Raw genomic sequence first — 16,943 nt, forward strand, 5'->3', positions numbered from 1 at the left:
CTAAATGCATGCAAAATATGTATTTTTCTGTTTTTCTTTTCAATTTTTTCTGTTATAATATTTAAATTTTGTGGATCTTTGAACCGAAAAGGATTTATATACAAATCTACATAAGGTTATCGTCAGGCATTCCCCTATGCACCAATAGGTGGAGTGTAAACATAAAAGGAGGATGGAAAAATGAAAATGGAAACGAAAAAAATATTGTTGGCGGTTTTAGTGATTTCTCTAGTGCTGGTTAGCGGCTTATCAGCGATAACAGCGAATGCCAGTGCACAGCAGGGAGCCTTCCAGCCATCCAAAGAAATGAAACTCATCACACAGCCAGGCAATAACGTTACATTCCCTCTTGGCTCAGTCGGTGTGTCTTTGCCAAATGCGATAAATCCACTATATACCAAGGAGGAAGCCCCTACAGGTACTATACAGTTTATACCTGGCACCATAGGAGGTAGATTGCCTTTCACCTTTATGTTGCAGGCTGATTTCAGTCAGGGACTTCCACCATACACATATCAGTGGATTTATAATGGCCATGTAGTTGGCACCTCTGAGTATCTGATTTATACGGCAAATAGCCCTGGTATTTATCGCTTTACAGTGAAGGTGACAGATCAGGCATTTAATACAGGGGTAGCAACTAAAGTAGTTCAAGTTGGAAATCCATTGCAGGCATCAATGACTGCGTCAAATAGTACGAAAACAGTAAATCCCCTCTCTTCAAATGATGTAAGTTATGAACCACAGTTGAGGATTGTCTTAGGACATACAGTGAATTTCAAGGTTTATGCTTCTGGGGGGACACCATGGACTCACGAATATTATAAAGTACATATATCTTACGGAGACGGAAATTCAAATGTAATATTCTCTAATAACACACCCATCTCAATATCTCATAGTTATAATCATATTGGAACCTATGTTGCAAGGTTATATGTAGAGGATTCTCAAGGTGTCACAACTAATGCCATGTACTTTGTGATACAGGTTATACCTGCTCCTTTGAATACATCGTTGGAGATAGGCACCACGCCTATTATGTATAACCATGCAAATGATCTACCAGTATTTCTCATAAATACTCCTATAGAGTTCAATGGAACTATTTTGGGTGGAGAGACTCCTTATACAGTATACTGGAACTTTGGAGATGGACACAACGAAACCGATTCTGGGATCTACACCTCACACGTATCTGCGGTCCACAGTTATGCTTTTGCTGGTCTTTATACTGTATGGATGAATGTGACCTATTGTAACGGAGAATGGTCTAATAAAAGCGTTGAGTTCTACGTAAGATACATCCCTCCAGAGAATCCTACTTTACATATAGGATCCAATTCATCGGACGCTACTCACACAACGTACACAACATACCTGTATAATGGAGTTGCACATGTGGAGTTGAATCTCTCTTGGGAGTATGGAGATGCTCCTTATACAGTGTACCTATATGTCACACACAATGGTACTACGCATGTTCATACTTATACAGTTAACTCGTTAAGTGATGTGCCTTATTATGTGACTTATAGTGCGGATGATTTAGGAACTTATCTCTTCAACTACACAGTGAGGGATAGTAGGGGTTACTCTAACTTTTCAACTTCGGTTACTTTGAAGGTATTGGCTCCGCAGTTCAGCGTGGACATTTCCTCAAATACCAATATAGTTTGCCAGCCAGGAACAGTGGTTCTAACAGTACATGTGAATAACATCCAAGGAAAACTTAATACCACCACGGGTTACTATCAAGCAGGCATAAATCTTACGGTGTATCAGGATGGAGTTATAATAAATAATACTTTGAATCTTACGGTAAATGGAGCCACAGAGTTTTTCCAGTATACGTGGACTCACACCGTAAATGTAACAGGTACTGGGACCCATAATTTCTATGCCGTTGCAAGTGAGGTGTGGTATTATCGTAAGGCGAACACCACGTCTAACACAATAACAATTCAATCTGTGAATCAGGTTGCCCTTCATAGAGTGGATTGGGAAGCGTCTCCACTGAGCCTTCAGGGGGTAGCTCCGTTGACGGTCACATTCTTTATGAATCTAAGTGGAGGTAATACTACAGATGGCCTTCTTTATTTCAGGCATATTTACAAAGGATCGGCTATGATTCCTATAGACGAGACCAGTGGAGTTATCACACAGTACACGGGTATTCCGTGTGATCCTCACTGGTACTTGGAGGATAGTTATACATTCTTGAATGGAGGTATTTACAGGGTGCAGTATATATTCTATAGCAATACTACTGGCCATAATCAACCTGTGTATGTCAATTACACAGTTACTGTAAGCCCACCTCCACAGATGGTTGCCTCCTTTGAAGTGGCGCCTCCTTTGATTTATCTAGAAAATGGTCCTAACGGAACTATTTACAATGATATCGGTTATTACAATTACACAAATATATACATAAATATCACCGCTGGAGTTGTGCCATATCACGTAACTCTTTATCTTGGACCATATGTGCATACATATACATCTTGGTCACCAACCACCGGAGTAACTGGTGTGAAGCAGGGTGATTACTTGAATTTCACCATAACGGTTCCTGTTCACTTGATCGTCCATGCGTACTATACCACTCCTGGAAGTTACAACCTTAGTGTGGTCATCCATGACAGTAGTTCAAGTGGCAGTTCTTGTGGATATAGTATGACTAGAACACTCATCGTTGTGGATGTGCCTCATTTAAATTTAATAGCCGATGCAGGCCAAACGGTGCCTACAAATATAGTTGCTTATGGTCAGGTTACAGGGGGAGCGATGCCATACCGTGTAATATCTCTGAGTATTGATGGACACACATTTGCTGGAGAGATGGACAATAACTTTGGGTATGCTACAGGTAATTTGCAGATTACTAATAGCGGAACATATACGGTAACTTTCACAATAAAAGATGCAAATGGTTATACATGGACTACGAGTACATCGGTAACTGTTCAGTCACCATCTATCTCTCATGTGGCTATTATAAGTGCTAGGATGCAGGTTTACTTTGATAACACACTTGTGTATGCGGGACCTGCTGTATGGAATGAAACTGGAACACTGAATGCCACCTTCCTAATGCCCAATCAGGAGTATGCCCAGTCTAGGGTATTCTATGTCAATGTAAGTTATGCATATACCCTTTACATTCCTCCAGGTTATTATGGAAATACCCAACCTAGATATTACAACGTGTACTCTGGTTATCCATACAACAGTGAGCCTGGAAAACTCACGGTGGTTGTAGGAGGTATGCTTGCGGATGTAAGTATGACGAAGGACATTGCCACCATAAAGACGCTCATAGATGGAACATGGAATACGGTTAATGTGAGTTATGCGTATCTTAGAGATAATATAAATCCTGCTCTTGTACAGATCAAGAATGGCATTGCCGATCTGAAGGTTGCGGGAGCAGAGATACAGGCAAATCTCAGTGCATTGGATGCGAAGATAGTGGATGTGCAGAATGGCATTGCAACCATACAGACAGTACTTGGTAATATCCAGGCAAATCTAACGGACCTCAATGCGAAGATAGTGGATGTACAGAACGGCATTGCTGTGCTCCAGACCATGGGCGGAGAGGTTCTTGCAAATCTCAGCGCACTGAATGCGAAGATAGTGGATGTACAGAATGGTATTGCCACGATCCAGACCACTCTTGGTACAGTACAGACATCACTGGATAGCCTCAATGCTACCGTTACAAGCATCCAGAATGGTGTTGCTGTGCTCCAGACCATGGGCGGAGAGGTTCTTGCAAATCTCAGCGCACTGAATGCGAAGATAGTGGATGTACAGGGAGCATTGGTGACCCTGCAGACGAATCTTGGATACGTAAATGCCACACTAAATGATCTGAAGCCAGTGATAATGAACATCAACGGTACTGTAATGGAGATCCAGACAGTGGTTGGCGAGATAAACATGAACCTGACTGATTTCCACAATGCAATGGTTACAATGATACAGAATGGAATGGCGATGGTTACAGGAGAGATCAATGGACTGAATGTAACGATGCAGGCACAGCTGAGCGCGCTGAATGCCACCATTGTTGGAGAGATACAGAATGGCATGGTTATGGTTGAGACCATGTATGGTGAGATTCAGGCAAATCTGACCGCACTGAACAGTAATATAGTGGATGTACAGAACGGCATTGCAACCATACAGACCACTCTGGGCACCATAAAGACGGATCTGAGCAATCTGAATGGAAAGATCACAGATATCCAGAACGGCATTGCAACAATACAGACTGATATTGGCAACATACAGACCTCCCTGAACAATTTGAATGCCAAGATAACCAAGCTCCAGGGTGATGTTGCAACCATACAGACCACTCTGGGAACCGTGCAGGTTAAACTCAACGCAATAAATGCAACCGTGGTAAGCAATGCAAAGGGCATAAGCGACCTCAAGGGCAGCGTTGTGGAGATACAGACCACACTCGGCACCATAAAGGGTACCGTCACCGACATAAAGGACGGAGTTGCAACCATACAGACCAACCTGGGTACCGTGCAGACCGATGTGAACAACATCAAGACCAACACCGCAAACACCGCAAACAGTGTGAACACAACTCTCTACTGGGAGATCGGAGTTCTGATACTGGTCATCATAACCCTTGCACTGGTGGCCTACGTCATCGTACAGGTGAACAAGATAGCCAAGAAAGAAGAGCTTGAGGAAGAAGAAACAGAGGAGTAATCCTCTCTAACTCTTTTTAATTTTTGTTTTTACACCTGAAAATCATTCAGTTTTTGGAGATGTTTTGTTTGCATGTTGTGGAAGATGGGAATATATGTAGTTCCAGTCAACCACATATACCTCCACCCAGTCAGTGTTATCCGCCGTGGCGTTTCGGAATATAAGTTTGAATGGCTCGTGTTTGAATTTTTCGTATCCTGCACGGCCCATAAATACTGGGGGTTGCAGGGGATTTTGTGAGTTATTGTATCCAAAAACCCCATTATCGTACATCTCCTTGGTTATCACCACATAGCCTATTTTTGGATAGGTGTTGTTGAGACCTTCAAGTTCATCGAGACACTCTGTCCATTTGGTGGCGTTCCATATCTTGTAGTCATACTCAAAACTGGAAGGGAATCCGTATGCTTCCAGGATTGTGCCGATCATATGGTTTGTGGCAACGGTGTAATTTCTGTTTCCATTCTCAACCAGCCAGTTTATCCCGCTCATGACCACGGGGGAGACACCTTCAGATGTGGAGCGTTCCACCTTGTTGATGAATGAAAAGGCGGTTATGCCGCTCATAACCAGGATGAAGGTGAGAACGAACACAAATATTATCTGAAATACCCTGCCCATGGGTACTCTCTCCTCATAGGTTATCGGCTCACTCACAGATTTAACTATTCCAGCAGGCATGGGAGTTGCAAGTTCAAGGGTATTCTCCCCAAATAGTCGATGAGGAGTGTAGAATTGATTTTCCACGGATAGTTTTATTCTCCTCTTTACAGAGACCTTCTTGAATACGTTACTTTCCAGAATGGTCACAATCCCTATGGCTCCAACTATTGAAAGGGGTTCCATGAGGTACTCTATGTGTCTCCAGGGCTCCAGAGAGGACCATGTTACCAGTCCAAAGAACAGTGAGGATACTATGGAAAGCATCCATCCACCAACAATATGAAACAGTTTTGGATATCTATGCAACCTTGTAAATCCCACTCCCATAAATCCTATGGTCAGCATGAAGGGTATGGAGTACAGAATAGCCACTATCGGGATCCAGTAGCCCCGAAGTCCGATCAGGGCAAGGATCAGGAATATTGAGAATGATACACCCAGGGAGATTGAGAACACCTTTAATATCTTCAGCGAATCCAGACGATTTAGTATATTGCCTCTGTATTCCGTGTGAAATCTTGTGGAAATGAAGTACAATGAGATTATAATTGCAATTCCCAGGGATGCGGTTCCGTACCATGGGATTAGATAATGAAAAGGAGAGGTCATAAAATATTTCATTCCCGGAACCCTGAGGATCCAGTATGAGATTGTTATGATGGTGAAAAATAGTATGAAGAGAAATGATTTTTTAACATTCCTTTTTTGAATGAATCCGTATATCCCACCCAGAAATGTTATGCCTGTGATGGAGATTATGTAGATGTAATTGGTCAGGTGATGGGACAGAAGAAGGGCTATTGAAAATGGTATCAGGTACCATATGTACTTATCCTCTTTTAGCCACTTTATGAAAAAATACAGGGAGAAGAGCATGAAGAAATGACCTACCGTGAGTAAATAGGGCATGGATGTCTGGTACACGTGTATTGGGTTGATTGCAAGCAATGCTGCGGATATTATGCCTATCTTCCTGTTTCCCGTGAGTTCGTATGCGATAAGGTATAGTGGAACCACGCAGAGTCCCCCTATCACCGGTGGCACTTTGAGGAGAAGTTCTTGAGGTGGAAGACCCGTGAAGAAGTGCACGAGCAGTATTATGGAGTAAAGCATGGGAAATGAGCCATAGCCAGAAGAACCCCAGACAGCGGGGTATTCGTAGAACGGATTCTTCTTTACGAGGAACTCAATTGTTATTGAATAATAAATTCCAAAATCGGTACCCCATGCCGAATATATCCAGGCGGGAATTGAGCGAATTATTATGGCAAATGCGGTGATAAGCGCAAGATAAAACTTCCACCCACCCAGATACTTTTTTATACTCATCTTCCCCACCATTGCGTTGGCATTATTTAAATATTTTTAAAATTGGATCACCTTTTCTTTGGCTCATCCTCAAATTCTCTTAGCTCTCGAATGAATTTTTTGATACGAATTCTCATAATCTCGGCGAGGTATTCCTCTTCCAGGTAAAGGGAGATGAATTTCACCTTGCTTTTTATTATCCTGCTCATCGTATTTTTTATTATTTCCACATATTTAAGGTTTGTCCAGATAATTACAAAGTTTTAAATGTGATGATTTAATTGAGTTTGCCGTGAATGCTGCAAAAATTGCTGTGCTTCTTGTATTTGTGCTGGGTATGACCCTTGTTGTGCTGGGGGGAGTGTTCAATCCATATACGGAGGTAGTAAACCTTCCCGAGGGAGGATTCAGGGGCATAGGATTTAGGATGTACGGAGGGGAGGTTGTGAGTTATAATCTCACATCATTTCACACATTCACCGTTTATATAATGAGCAAATCCGAGTTTTACAAATTGCTGGACAATGGCACCTTCAACGGAAGTTATTACACCCAGACGGGGAGAGCCATGGAATTGAGTTTTTCTGTTCCCAAGACAGGAATATACTATATTGTCATTGCTAATTTCAATTCAAAAACTGCCATAGAAGTTGACCTAACATTCAAGAAGACACTGAATTGGCCTCTGGCTGTTGCAGGAAGTGTAATCGTGATTTTTTCAGTAATCTCCATCCTATTTGTTATTCATTCGGATGTCAAGAGGCCACCAAGAGATGCGCATTGTCCAAACTGTGGGAGAGAGGTGAGTTCCCGGTGGAAATTCTGCCCGTACTGCAGGTACGAACTTGGGGGAGGGGAGGATGAAAATTAGGGTTGTATTGCTCATCCTGCTTACCTTGCTCTCCTCATTCACCCCCATGATCCATGCCGAGAGTTCAAATGTTCTGGGCTATCAGTGGGATTTCTATGGACAGCATTTCTCTCTCATCATATATATAAACGGGACTTCAAAGCCGGAGATAACCCATGAGGGTAATGTATGGAGCATGAGCATGTCCATTCCCTACTCGGATTATTCCTTTTATCACAGATATCCTGCCGGATACAGGATTGGCGATAATTACACTTACCTTGCCTATTTTCTCACGCCAAACGATACGTACATGAAAGAACTCGCCAGCATGCTGGATTCCATAGCAAGGGAAAACGGATGGAACAGGTTGACAGAGGCGAATTTCATACTCTCCTTTGTGCAGAATGTTCCCTACGTTAGTGATTTTAAGTCCACGGGATTTCTTGATTATTACAAGTTTCCCATTGAAACCCTTCTGGAACGGGGTGGAGACTGCGAGGATAAGTCCCTGCTTCTGGCAACAATAATGTACATTCTTGGATACGATGTTGTACTCTTTGTTATGAAGGTGATATATGGAGGTGTTTATGGCCATGTTGCGGTGGGTCTCAATATCCGTGATCCATCGGGGCCATTTAGGGTTTACCTGAGGGATTACTTCGTTTACAAGGGCACGAGGTACTACTATATGGAGTCCACGGGGTCAACCACCATGCTTCTGGATGGAGGAGTCATAAAATACGTTCATTACTGGGTTGGCATATCCCCTGCAGAGGCTGGTGCCACCATTGAAAATTTGACATTCGTTCCCCTTGACACCAGGCATTATGACGGTTACTCTCCAAAGTATGGGTATGTGAAGGAGGCAAACGAGCACTCTGGATTTGAATGGTATTTCCTATACGTCTCACTTCTCGTACTTCTGTTTTTATCGCTATTTGCATATTCCCTCAAGAAAGAGAAAAAAAGGTGTCCTGTCTGTAATTACGAACTTGAACCAGATTTTGAGTACTGCCCAAACTGTGGCTACTGGTTGAGAAAACCCTAAATGCGGGGGGAGGGATTCGAACCCTCGAACCCCTGCGGGACGGGACCCTAAATCCCGCACCTTTGACCTGGCTCGGTAACCCCCGCTTCCCGGGATTATGCCCTTGCGAATTATAATTTTTTTGCTCCTTCTTGGGTGGAGAATCTTCTATTTTTGTTATTTCAGAAACATAGTGTTTCACAGCCTCCTCCACGAATTGAGAGCGTGAGAGATTGCCCCTGTATTTTTCAATCATGTCCAGAACTTCATCGCTCAGATAGTAGTTAACTACTCTCCCGTTTTTCTTCTTGGGTCTTCCCGCAGACATTATTTAGGTAATTAATTGTGATTATTTAAATTTATTTCTTAAATGGGTATTGAAGGAACGTAGATATACTCAGGGAATTCAGGAGATATCTTATTGAAAACTTCATAATTACTTTTTATATTATTTAATCTTCCATATATTTTATTAAAATTTTTATAGTTTTCTTCTATATATGTATCTATACTATCTATTATAAGTTCTGAAAGGGTTTTAGTACATTCACCAAGTGGTATAAGGGTGTCTTTCTTTTTGAATTTAGTTTTAAATGCTTCTTCAAGTATCTTTATGTCTTCTTGAGTTAGGGTATGCTTTCTATTTTCTTCAGGATGGTTATCATCAGTTTCATTTTTTTCTTTGCCATTTTTAATCATACGATTCAATTCAGCAGATAAGAGCTTCAAAAATATGGAGTATATATCATTTCTCTTTTTTTTGATATAATTTGGATATGAAGTATTCTTGAAAAAATTATCACAAATCCCTTCACAATATTTATAATATTCAAACAATTTATCTGCTGCAATACGTTCCAGTTCATACATTGTTGAGATTATGTCATTTATTAACTCTTTTTTAAAAATATCTGGTAAGATTATGGACATATCCTTACTAATAAGAAGATTAGATATAAGGAACTCTTTAACTCCATGAGGATATATATCACCCAATATGTTATTTTTAATGTATTCCAATTCAGATAAAAGAATCAACTTTAACATGTTAACTTCCTCAGGGTAATTTTTTAAGGGAGGGGGGTACTTATTTATATACTCTTTAAATAGAGAAGGATATAATTTTATCCATCTCCTCATTATACCATACACCGTGTATTCCAGCATGTCTGGATTTAATTTAATTGGTTTATATTTCCTATTGGTTTTTTCATCAATCTCTACAACTTTTATATTTTTACTTTTAAGAAATTTTATCCTTCTATAAAAAATCTTTCTATCTTTCTGTACTATTGGAATATCTCCATACAACTTTTTTATATTCTTTATGAGTCTATTGATGCTTCTGACACCTTTTGGATAAAATGCTAATGTTTGGATTATTATTTTAGAAAGCTCATCTGCCTTTTCTAGAAACTCTTCGTAATTTTTCTCTTTATAAGATTTTTCCTGGTGGTTCATACATTTTGTGACATAGTTGTGTACATATTAAATAATTGCTATAGGTATATTGAGGTGAGTAATATGTTGGAAAAAGTAATCTGTGTAAGAATTAGCAAAAGCGATATTCAGAGACTAAAACAAGCCTCTAGTGCACTTGGTATAGGCATGGCAGATTTCATAAGAATGGCAGTGAAGAAAGAGCTGGCCAGACGGGGATATATTCCAGAAGAGGAGGCAAAAGGGCTGGAGGTGTGAAAAAAATGGAAGAAGAGAAGGATATATGGGCATTTAATAATGGAGACAGTGGTATAAATACTTATCTCCGAAAGTACAGTAAGTGGGGATTTAACGTCATTCCACTAAGGGACGGAAGCAAGGAACCTGCTGTAAAATGGGGTAAATACAGGGAAAAGAGGTATCCTATGGAAAAGATACCCCAGAATGGAAACATAGGAGTAATATGCGGCAGAGTAAGTAGTAATCTGGTGGTTTTGGATTTTGATGATGTAGCGGTCTATAAAAAGTTCAAGGAACGGTTTTTAGATTTGACAGAGAGCACATTTATTGTCAAAACTGGAAGGGGCTATCATGTTTACCTTAGAACCTCAGAGCCAGTCACTCCAAGACATTTTAAGGGCATTGATATACTGGGAGAGGGCAGCTATGCAGTTCTACCCCCATCTGTACATCCAGGGAGTAGGAATGAATACAGTGTTGTGAGAGACAATCCTCCTCTCAAAGTGGATGCAGAAAAGTGGAAGGAAGTTGTCGCGGTGGTTGAAGAGCTTGCAGAAGAAAATGAAGGAATAAGCGATGCAATTGGGAAAATAGTGAATATTATTGTGCAGTACTGGAAGGAGGGCCAGAGGGATGAGGTAGAATTTGCACTTTTGGGTTATATGAGAAAGAAAGGAGTACCTAAAGAGAGGGCAAGAGAAATACTTATGAGAATAATAGAAGAGAGTGGTGATACTGAGAAATCGGTGAGGCTCGCCAATCTGGATAGGGCCTACACGCTGCCGCCAGAGAAACTTGTTGGTTATAAAGGTTCTGGAGGATATAAGGGATTGAAAGATATATTAAAAAATAGGGATTTAAAAAAGTTGGACAGGTATCTAGTGAGGCTCATAGGAGATGTCAATACATCTAAGGATGAGGAGTACAGGATGGCCTATGTAGAAACGGGTGATAGAATATATCTTGCGGTATGGGATGGAGAGGATACATACAAATTTGCATATTATGATTCAGAGGGTGACACTATAGAGCTTACGGATTATGTGGAGATAAACGGAAAAATCTACAAACCCCTTGAAATTAAGAAAGGAAAGAATGGTACTAGACTTCCGGTGAGGTATCCATCGTTTGAAATAGTAAAAGCTCCTGATGTTAATGCAAAAGAACTATTGGATATTTTACTAGCACATATATCCAAATATGTAGACTTGGAGGAAAGTGATATGGAGTTGGTGGCGTTTTACATAATATTTACATGGTTCTATAGGAAATCCAATACGGTGGCGTACCTGAGGTTTTTGGGAGATTCTGGTAAGGGTAAAAGCAGAATGTTGCGTGTTACTGGAAACTTGTGCTTTTATCCATTGATAATTGATGGCAATGCCACCAGGAGTGCGATTATGAGAGTTCAAGAAAGATATAAGGGTACTTTAGTAATGGATGAGGCTGATTTAAAGGGTAACCAGGAGGACAGGATTATAAAATATATAAACAGTGGATTTGAAAAGGATTCTCCCACCATTCTAAGTAACCCAAATAATCCAAATGATATAGAAATATACGATTCGTTCTCTCCCAAGATATTCAGCATGAGAGAACCTTTCAGAGATAGTGCTACAGAGGGTAGAATTCTTTCCATATCTCCTCAAGAGACACTTAATCCTGATATTCCACCTGTGCTTCCTAAGATGTATGAAAAAGAGGTGCTGGTCATAAGAGACATATTGGCCCGATTTACTCTAAAGAACTGGGGCAGGGTGGATGGAGAAAAAATAGAGGCGGTGAAAAAACTACCGATTGAACCGAGATTGAAACAGTTGGCCTCACCACTATCGGTGATACTCCCTCTGTTTGGAGATGAAATGGATAACAAGTTCATAGGCTGGCTTATAAAAAGACAGAAAGAGATAGCAGAGGAGAGGGCGAATTCTAATGAGGGTATTGTTTTCAATGCTGTTGTGGATATGGCACTTGGCTACGTTACCTCGGAGGAGTTGCCAGAATATGTTGACTATATGGAGGAGCCTGAGTTGAGAGATGAGGGCTCTAATGGTAAATTTAAGGTTGTTACTACGGGGATGATAAGGGACCATACCGGGCTTCCTGCCATAGTTGTGAAGAGGATACTTGTGGAGTTAGGGTTTGTTGCTAAGAGGATGGATATAAAAATTAATGGCAAGCGTAAAACTCCTACGGTAGTAAAAATAAAAAGTACCCGCCGCTGGATAGAGAACTGGAAGAGATACAGAGATGTTAATAATATCATTGATGTACCTAACCAGCTGAAAATAGAGGGAGTACATTATCCATCTGTCAGGGAGTTACTAGATATACCCGCGCGACCCACCTAACCCGCGTGACCTATATGCACGGGGGTACTAAATTGATGTATCTATCTATTTATAAACAAAAAAATCTCAGGCGTGTGTATAGGTCGCGCGGGTTGCGCGGGTTAGGTGGAATGGGTGGATAAAGATGAAGGATGAGAAGAGAATGGTGCTTATAATAAAAGTACCAAAGAATATGAAGGGAAAGAAAATAGCAGATACCGAGAGGGATATAGGTCCTTTAGAAGAGGGACAGATAATAACAGTGAGCAATTTAATGGCCAAGACATTAATACATCAGAGAATAGCCATACCTTACTATAGGAGACACAAAGCTTCCTCTTGACAATTTGATAAATCTTTTTACAATTTCCATATTATAGCAGGATTGTGCGTAAAAAACTCACGCAACTTTATGGGATTTGGTATATTTCAATACCGGGGATTTTTAAGTAATTTTCCCATTTTCTAATGTATTATTCTATACTCTATACCTCATACCTACATACCTTCTACATTGGAAACAACTGTAAATTTTGGAAAAATGAATACTGTATTGGTTTCCCTATTAGTGGAAATTCTGTGGAATTTCATGTAAAAAGTTCAACCCCTAATCAGATGATATAAGATGTAATATAAATAAATACAAATTATTACAGAAATCCAGTTCTACACTATGTCTCTTTGCAAAAAATTTATAAAGCATTAGTGCATATAAATTATTGGTGATAAAAATGGAAGATACCAATGCCCATGAAACAGGATACGAACGGCTTGAGCGGCTGGTGAGAGAGGGATATATATTCAGAGAAAGTGTGAAATACAAGGGAAATACTGCATATTTCTATCTAATCTCCCTGGATGGCAGTGATAAAAGGAATGAGAAGCTGGAGTTTGAGAGTGAAGATGAGATTTCAGAGATGGTTACTAGACTGACTAACCTGATGAAGAAGATGTACGGAGTGGCCTTCTACTCTCCCAAAATAAGGCAGGAAAAGGAGAGCCAGGAGAAACCCAAATCCACTAGACCAATAACAAAAATCACAGCCACCATGAATATGTATGATAAGAACTTTGCAGACAAGATAGGTATCCTGGCCGAAAAGGAAAACTGGTTGCTCAAAATAATCTTAGAGCTTGGAACTCAGGTACTCTTCATTGTAATTCAGATGATGGATATTCCACCCTACGAGTGGTATGATAAGCTGAAAGAGTACTCATCAAATCCCCACGCATTTGTTGACTATGCTGATAAGTACCTTGTTGCACTGTTTGAAGCAAAGAAGGACGCAGAATCGTTGCTTGAACTGCGGGAACGGTACAAGTTAAAGGACGCTGAAGTGGAGTTATGGAAAATCAGGTACACAAAGGCACTCAAGACCTTACGTGATTTGAAAGAGGATATGCAAACGTTGATGGGCATGTTAAACAGAAGGCAGATGGAGAAGTACATGCTGTATTTGGCCCTGAAGAGTGCAAGTAAAGCCTATGATTCACAAGAGGCCAAATCAGAAGAATAAAAGAGATGTCATTAGTCTCCTATTTGGAGATATTATCCTAAAAAGTAAAGATAAACACTGGTAGCAATCAAACCCATGCCCATCCCAAACAGGAAGAATATCGCTCCAACAACCCAGTCAAGCCGGTTTTTGCGATACCTTCTAAGAATTTCCATATCCACTTCATTTCCCTTTGATTCTTTGATGTTTGTAACAAATCCTTTGTTTATTATCACCTCTTTTGCCTCGTCAATTGTGTAATTTTCATAGCCGATTATAGCGTTTCTAATCACAATAAAATTATCTGTCTCCTCGGCAATCTTTCCCTCCACCCAGTAACTGTAATCTGCCTCGGATGCTATGGAATCCACAACTTTTATCATCACGGATTTATCCTTAAACATATCACTGAATCCCATTCATCTCACCCGTAGCAATATTATGAACAACAGGCCAATTAGGAATAGAGCACCGTTTATGAGCAGGTATTTGATGAAAATCTTCTTTTTGTCCTTTTCAATTCTGCTGGTTGTATCTTTTGTATCATGGATGATGAGAGAGAAACGGGAGACCGGAAGTAGATGCTTTCCCTCTTCATCCTCATATACAAGAGAATCTGGCTGTAAGCTAATCAGTTTGCCTGTAAAAACATCTTCTCCAGAGAATATCTCTACCTCTTTTTCCAGGGATTCAAGGGTCATTATGGAAATTAAGGATGTGTGGGTATTTAACCCTTTTTCCGAATATTAGGAGAATGAACATGTATTCTGACAGTAGTGGGCTAGGGGGAATTATTGATAAAGATTCAAGATAGATTGAATTTTATAATATCCCAAGAAGAAGGCACTCTACACTATAATACTATTGAAGATATCCTTGCCTGTTTAGAAATATATGACGAGTAGTATAGAAAATTGAAAACATAAAAAGTCCTCCTAGCAAACTAATTTTATAAATTAAGAGAGACCTTAACACAAGAAAACAATGCGTACTGCTCTAGTGACTGCGAGGCAATAGCCATAAATTCTATGAAACCAGAGAACTTACAAAATATGAGAAGGCAAGAGTAACACTGGTACTACCTTAATATTATCCAGTGAAGAAGAGAAAGGTAGACAAGAAAACAAAGAAAAGGGTGATATACTTCACCCAACCATAATCCTTTCCAGGTCTCTCAGGTCATACACATTATCCATTTTTTTGCTCACATTCTTTGCCACGAGCACCAGATGCTTCTTCCTATCATCTTTAATTTCTTGAGCCATTTCTCTCAGTTTATCCATCTCTTTCTGCACATCCTTTGCACTCATCTCTGACCACTTCACTTCAACCACTGCCATATCCTTCTCACCCACTGCCAGTATGTCCACCTCAAAGCTCTCTTTACCCTTCTCCTTTCCAGAATACTTCCCCCAGTACTTCCCTATGCTCTTCACTTTGAAGGGCAACAGCTCTGGTATGAACTGCTCCACCAGAGCCTCGTATTTCCTGCCAACATATTTTTTCACATCTTCCTCGGAGAATTCCACATCATTGGTTTCAAACTTGGGATAATTCTTCCACACAGTTCTGAACCAGAAGTCAATGAGGTTCTGTGCTATGTAATATCTGTACTTCCCCTTACCAAAGGCGTTCTTTCGGCGGGTAATCAACTCATAATCATTAAGGAGCGAGGCCATGTACTTGCTTATGTCCGTGCTTCTAACGCCCATATATCCGGCTATCTCTCCACTTGTGTAATTTCCATCTGCTATGGCTTGGAGTATGCTGAAATAGGTCTTGTACTCTTTCCCTAATTCTTCTTTGAGCATAAGCATGACCTCGCTGAGCATTGGATACGGCTCTTCGTAGAACATCATACGTATGAAATCAAGCACGGGCACCTTGAAATGCTCTAAAGTTTCGTAGTACTTCGGTAACCCACCGAATACAGACCACATTATTACGGCATCATCAATTTCATATCCCAAATCTCTCATTATCTCATACACTGTTGAAAAATCCAGTTCTCTGAGTTTGATGGTGTAATCAAACCTGCCGTAGAGAGGAGCACGGTAGCTCTCAATCATCCTCTTTGACATACTGATTAGTGAGCCAGTCACCACCACCCTTGCATCCCTGTACTTATCAAGCAATCTCTGCAAATCATACAGGAACGAAGGATTGACCTTCATCGCATTCTGCAGCTCGTCTATGAATATTGTCTCTCCCTCTCTCATTAAGAATTCCACAACATCCTTCATCGTACTCAATGGAGGAATGTATCTTCTTCTCTTTATCTCATCAACCCACTCTCTTGCTATTATTGCCTCATTCTTCTCTCCGGGAATGAACAGGGTGATTGGATTCAGTGTCTCCTCCACCAACCTAGTTTTCCCAACTCTCCTTCTCCCAATTATGGCCACACGCCTCGCTCTGCGGAGTATCTCCATCTCCTTCTTCCTATCGTAGAATTTCATTTTATACCCCACAGGTATAATACCTGACAGGTATAAAAATATTGAGGTCACACTGTGTTGGGGTTTAAAGAGAGTTTGATAAAAAAATCTTCTTTTTCAATTCTGCTGGTTATATCTTTTGCATCATGGATGATTAGAGAGAAAGGGGAGACCGGAAGCAGATGCTTTCCCTCCTCATCTTCATATACAAGCCAATCTGACTGTAATCTAATCAGTTTGCCTGTAAAAACATCTTCTCCAGAGAATATCTCTACCTCTTTTTCCAGGGATTCAAGGGTCATTATGGAAATTAAGGAGGTGTGGGTATTTAACCCTTTTTCTGAAGTTTCTTTATTTTGAATTAATTGTCAGTTTCGGTTCGGTTTTTACTTTATATGGAGTGTAGAA

General features: G+C 40.4%; 14 protein-coding genes and 1 tRNA gene. 7 read left to right on the top strand and 8 right to left on the bottom strand.

Features of this window, described 5'->3' with window-relative positions:
• Positions 1-231: 231 nt before the first annotated feature.
• Entirely contained in the window at positions 232-4,740 is a 4,509-nt protein-coding gene (locus AC0S1O_RS03855; RefSeq protein ID WP_475394438.1) for a hypothetical protein, read from the top strand.
• Between the two features lie 42 nt (positions 4,741-4,782).
• On the opposite strand, the gene AC0S1O_RS03860 is transcribed toward AC0S1O_RS03855, so the two are convergent.
• Positions 4,783-6,732 (bottom strand): dolichyl-phosphate-mannose--protein mannosyltransferase, encoded by a 1,950-nt coding sequence (locus AC0S1O_RS03860; protein WP_475394439.1) that lies wholly within the window; start codon positions 6,730-6,732, stop codon positions 4,783-4,785.
• 47 nt (positions 6,733-6,779) lie between these two features.
• On the bottom strand, positions 6,780-6,920 hold the full coding sequence (locus AC0S1O_RS03865; RefSeq protein ID WP_475394440.1) for a hypothetical protein: 141 nt from the start codon (positions 6,918-6,920) through the stop codon (positions 6,780-6,782).
• Positions 6,921-7,003: 83 nt separating this feature from the next.
• Here AC0S1O_RS03865 and AC0S1O_RS03870 point away from each other — a divergent pair, with 83 nt between their 5' ends.
• Together AC0S1O_RS03870 and AC0S1O_RS03875 are read left to right on the top strand one after the other, a co-directional pair.
• Positions 7,004-7,582 (top strand): zinc ribbon domain-containing protein, encoded by a 579-nt coding sequence (locus AC0S1O_RS03870; RefSeq protein WP_475394441.1) that lies wholly within the window; start codon positions 7,004-7,006, stop codon positions 7,580-7,582.
• Positions 7,572-8,612, top strand: coding sequence for a zinc ribbon domain-containing protein (locus AC0S1O_RS03875; RefSeq protein WP_475394442.1), 1,041 nt, complete (start codon positions 7,572-7,574; stop codon positions 8,610-8,612). The genes AC0S1O_RS03870 and AC0S1O_RS03875 overlap by 11 nt, the downstream gene beginning before the upstream one ends.
• 1 nt (position 8,613) lies before the next feature.
• Here the strand turns inward: AC0S1O_RS03875 and AC0S1O_RS03880 are convergent.
• Positions 8,614-8,698: transfer RNA gene (locus tag AC0S1O_RS03880), tRNA-Leu, on the bottom strand.
• A gap of 259 nt (positions 8,699-8,957) precedes the next feature.
• Positions 8,958-10,052 carry a hypothetical protein gene (locus AC0S1O_RS03885; protein WP_475394443.1) on the bottom strand — a complete coding sequence of 365 codons (1,095 nt, stop codon included), beginning with the start codon at positions 10,050-10,052 and terminating at the stop codon, positions 8,958-8,960.
• A 63-nt stretch (positions 10,053-10,115) separates the two neighbouring features.
• Between AC0S1O_RS03885 and AC0S1O_RS03890 the strand changes: the two genes are divergently transcribed.
• The 4 genes from AC0S1O_RS03890 to AC0S1O_RS03905 all read left to right on the top strand — a co-directional run bounded on the left by AC0S1O_RS03890 (position 10,116) and on the right by AC0S1O_RS03905 (position 14,118).
• Positions 10,116-10,289, top strand: coding sequence for a hypothetical protein (locus AC0S1O_RS03890; RefSeq protein WP_475394444.1), 174 nt, complete (start codon positions 10,116-10,118; stop codon positions 10,287-10,289).
• Between the two features lie 5 nt (positions 10,290-10,294).
• Complete coding sequence (locus AC0S1O_RS03895) at positions 10,295-12,622, top strand: bifunctional DNA primase/polymerase (RefSeq protein ID WP_475394445.1); 2,328 nt, start codon at positions 10,295-10,297, stop codon at positions 12,620-12,622.
• A gap of 124 nt (positions 12,623-12,746) precedes the next feature.
• Positions 12,747-12,944 carry a hypothetical protein gene (locus AC0S1O_RS03900; protein WP_475394446.1) on the top strand — a complete coding sequence of 66 codons (198 nt, stop codon included), beginning with the start codon at positions 12,747-12,749 and terminating at the stop codon, positions 12,942-12,944.
• Between the two features lie 379 nt (positions 12,945-13,323).
• The gene (locus tag AC0S1O_RS03905) at positions 13,324-14,118 is read left to right on the top strand and encodes a hypothetical protein (protein ID WP_475394447.1); all 795 of its coding nucleotides are present in this window, start codon (positions 13,324-13,326) and stop codon (positions 14,116-14,118) included.
• Between the two features lie 32 nt (positions 14,119-14,150).
• On the opposite strand, the gene AC0S1O_RS03910 is transcribed toward AC0S1O_RS03905, so the two are convergent.
• The 4 genes from AC0S1O_RS03910 to AC0S1O_RS03925 all read right to left on the bottom strand — a co-directional run bounded on the left by AC0S1O_RS03910 (position 14,151) and on the right by AC0S1O_RS03925 (position 16,837).
• Positions 14,151-14,516: a hypothetical protein gene (locus AC0S1O_RS03910; RefSeq protein ID WP_475394448.1), complete on the bottom strand. Its 366-nt coding sequence runs from the start codon at positions 14,514-14,516 to the stop codon at positions 14,151-14,153.
• Positions 14,517-14,798, bottom strand: a complete 282-nt coding sequence (locus tag AC0S1O_RS03915; protein ID WP_475394449.1) for a hypothetical protein — start codon at positions 14,796-14,798, stop codon at positions 14,517-14,519.
• A 444-nt stretch (positions 14,799-15,242) separates the two neighbouring features.
• Complete coding sequence (locus AC0S1O_RS03920; protein WP_475394450.1) at positions 15,243-16,556, bottom strand: ATP-binding protein; 1,314 nt, start codon at positions 16,554-16,556, stop codon at positions 15,243-15,245.
• Between the two features lie 47 nt (positions 16,557-16,603).
• A complete protein-coding gene (locus tag AC0S1O_RS03925; protein WP_475394451.1) occupies positions 16,604-16,837 on the bottom strand; it encodes a hypothetical protein in 234 nt (77 codons plus the stop codon).
• Positions 16,838-16,943: the final 106 nt, after the last annotated feature.

This window comes from Candidatus Aciduliprofundum sp. HYA1 (genome assembly GCF_056175085.1).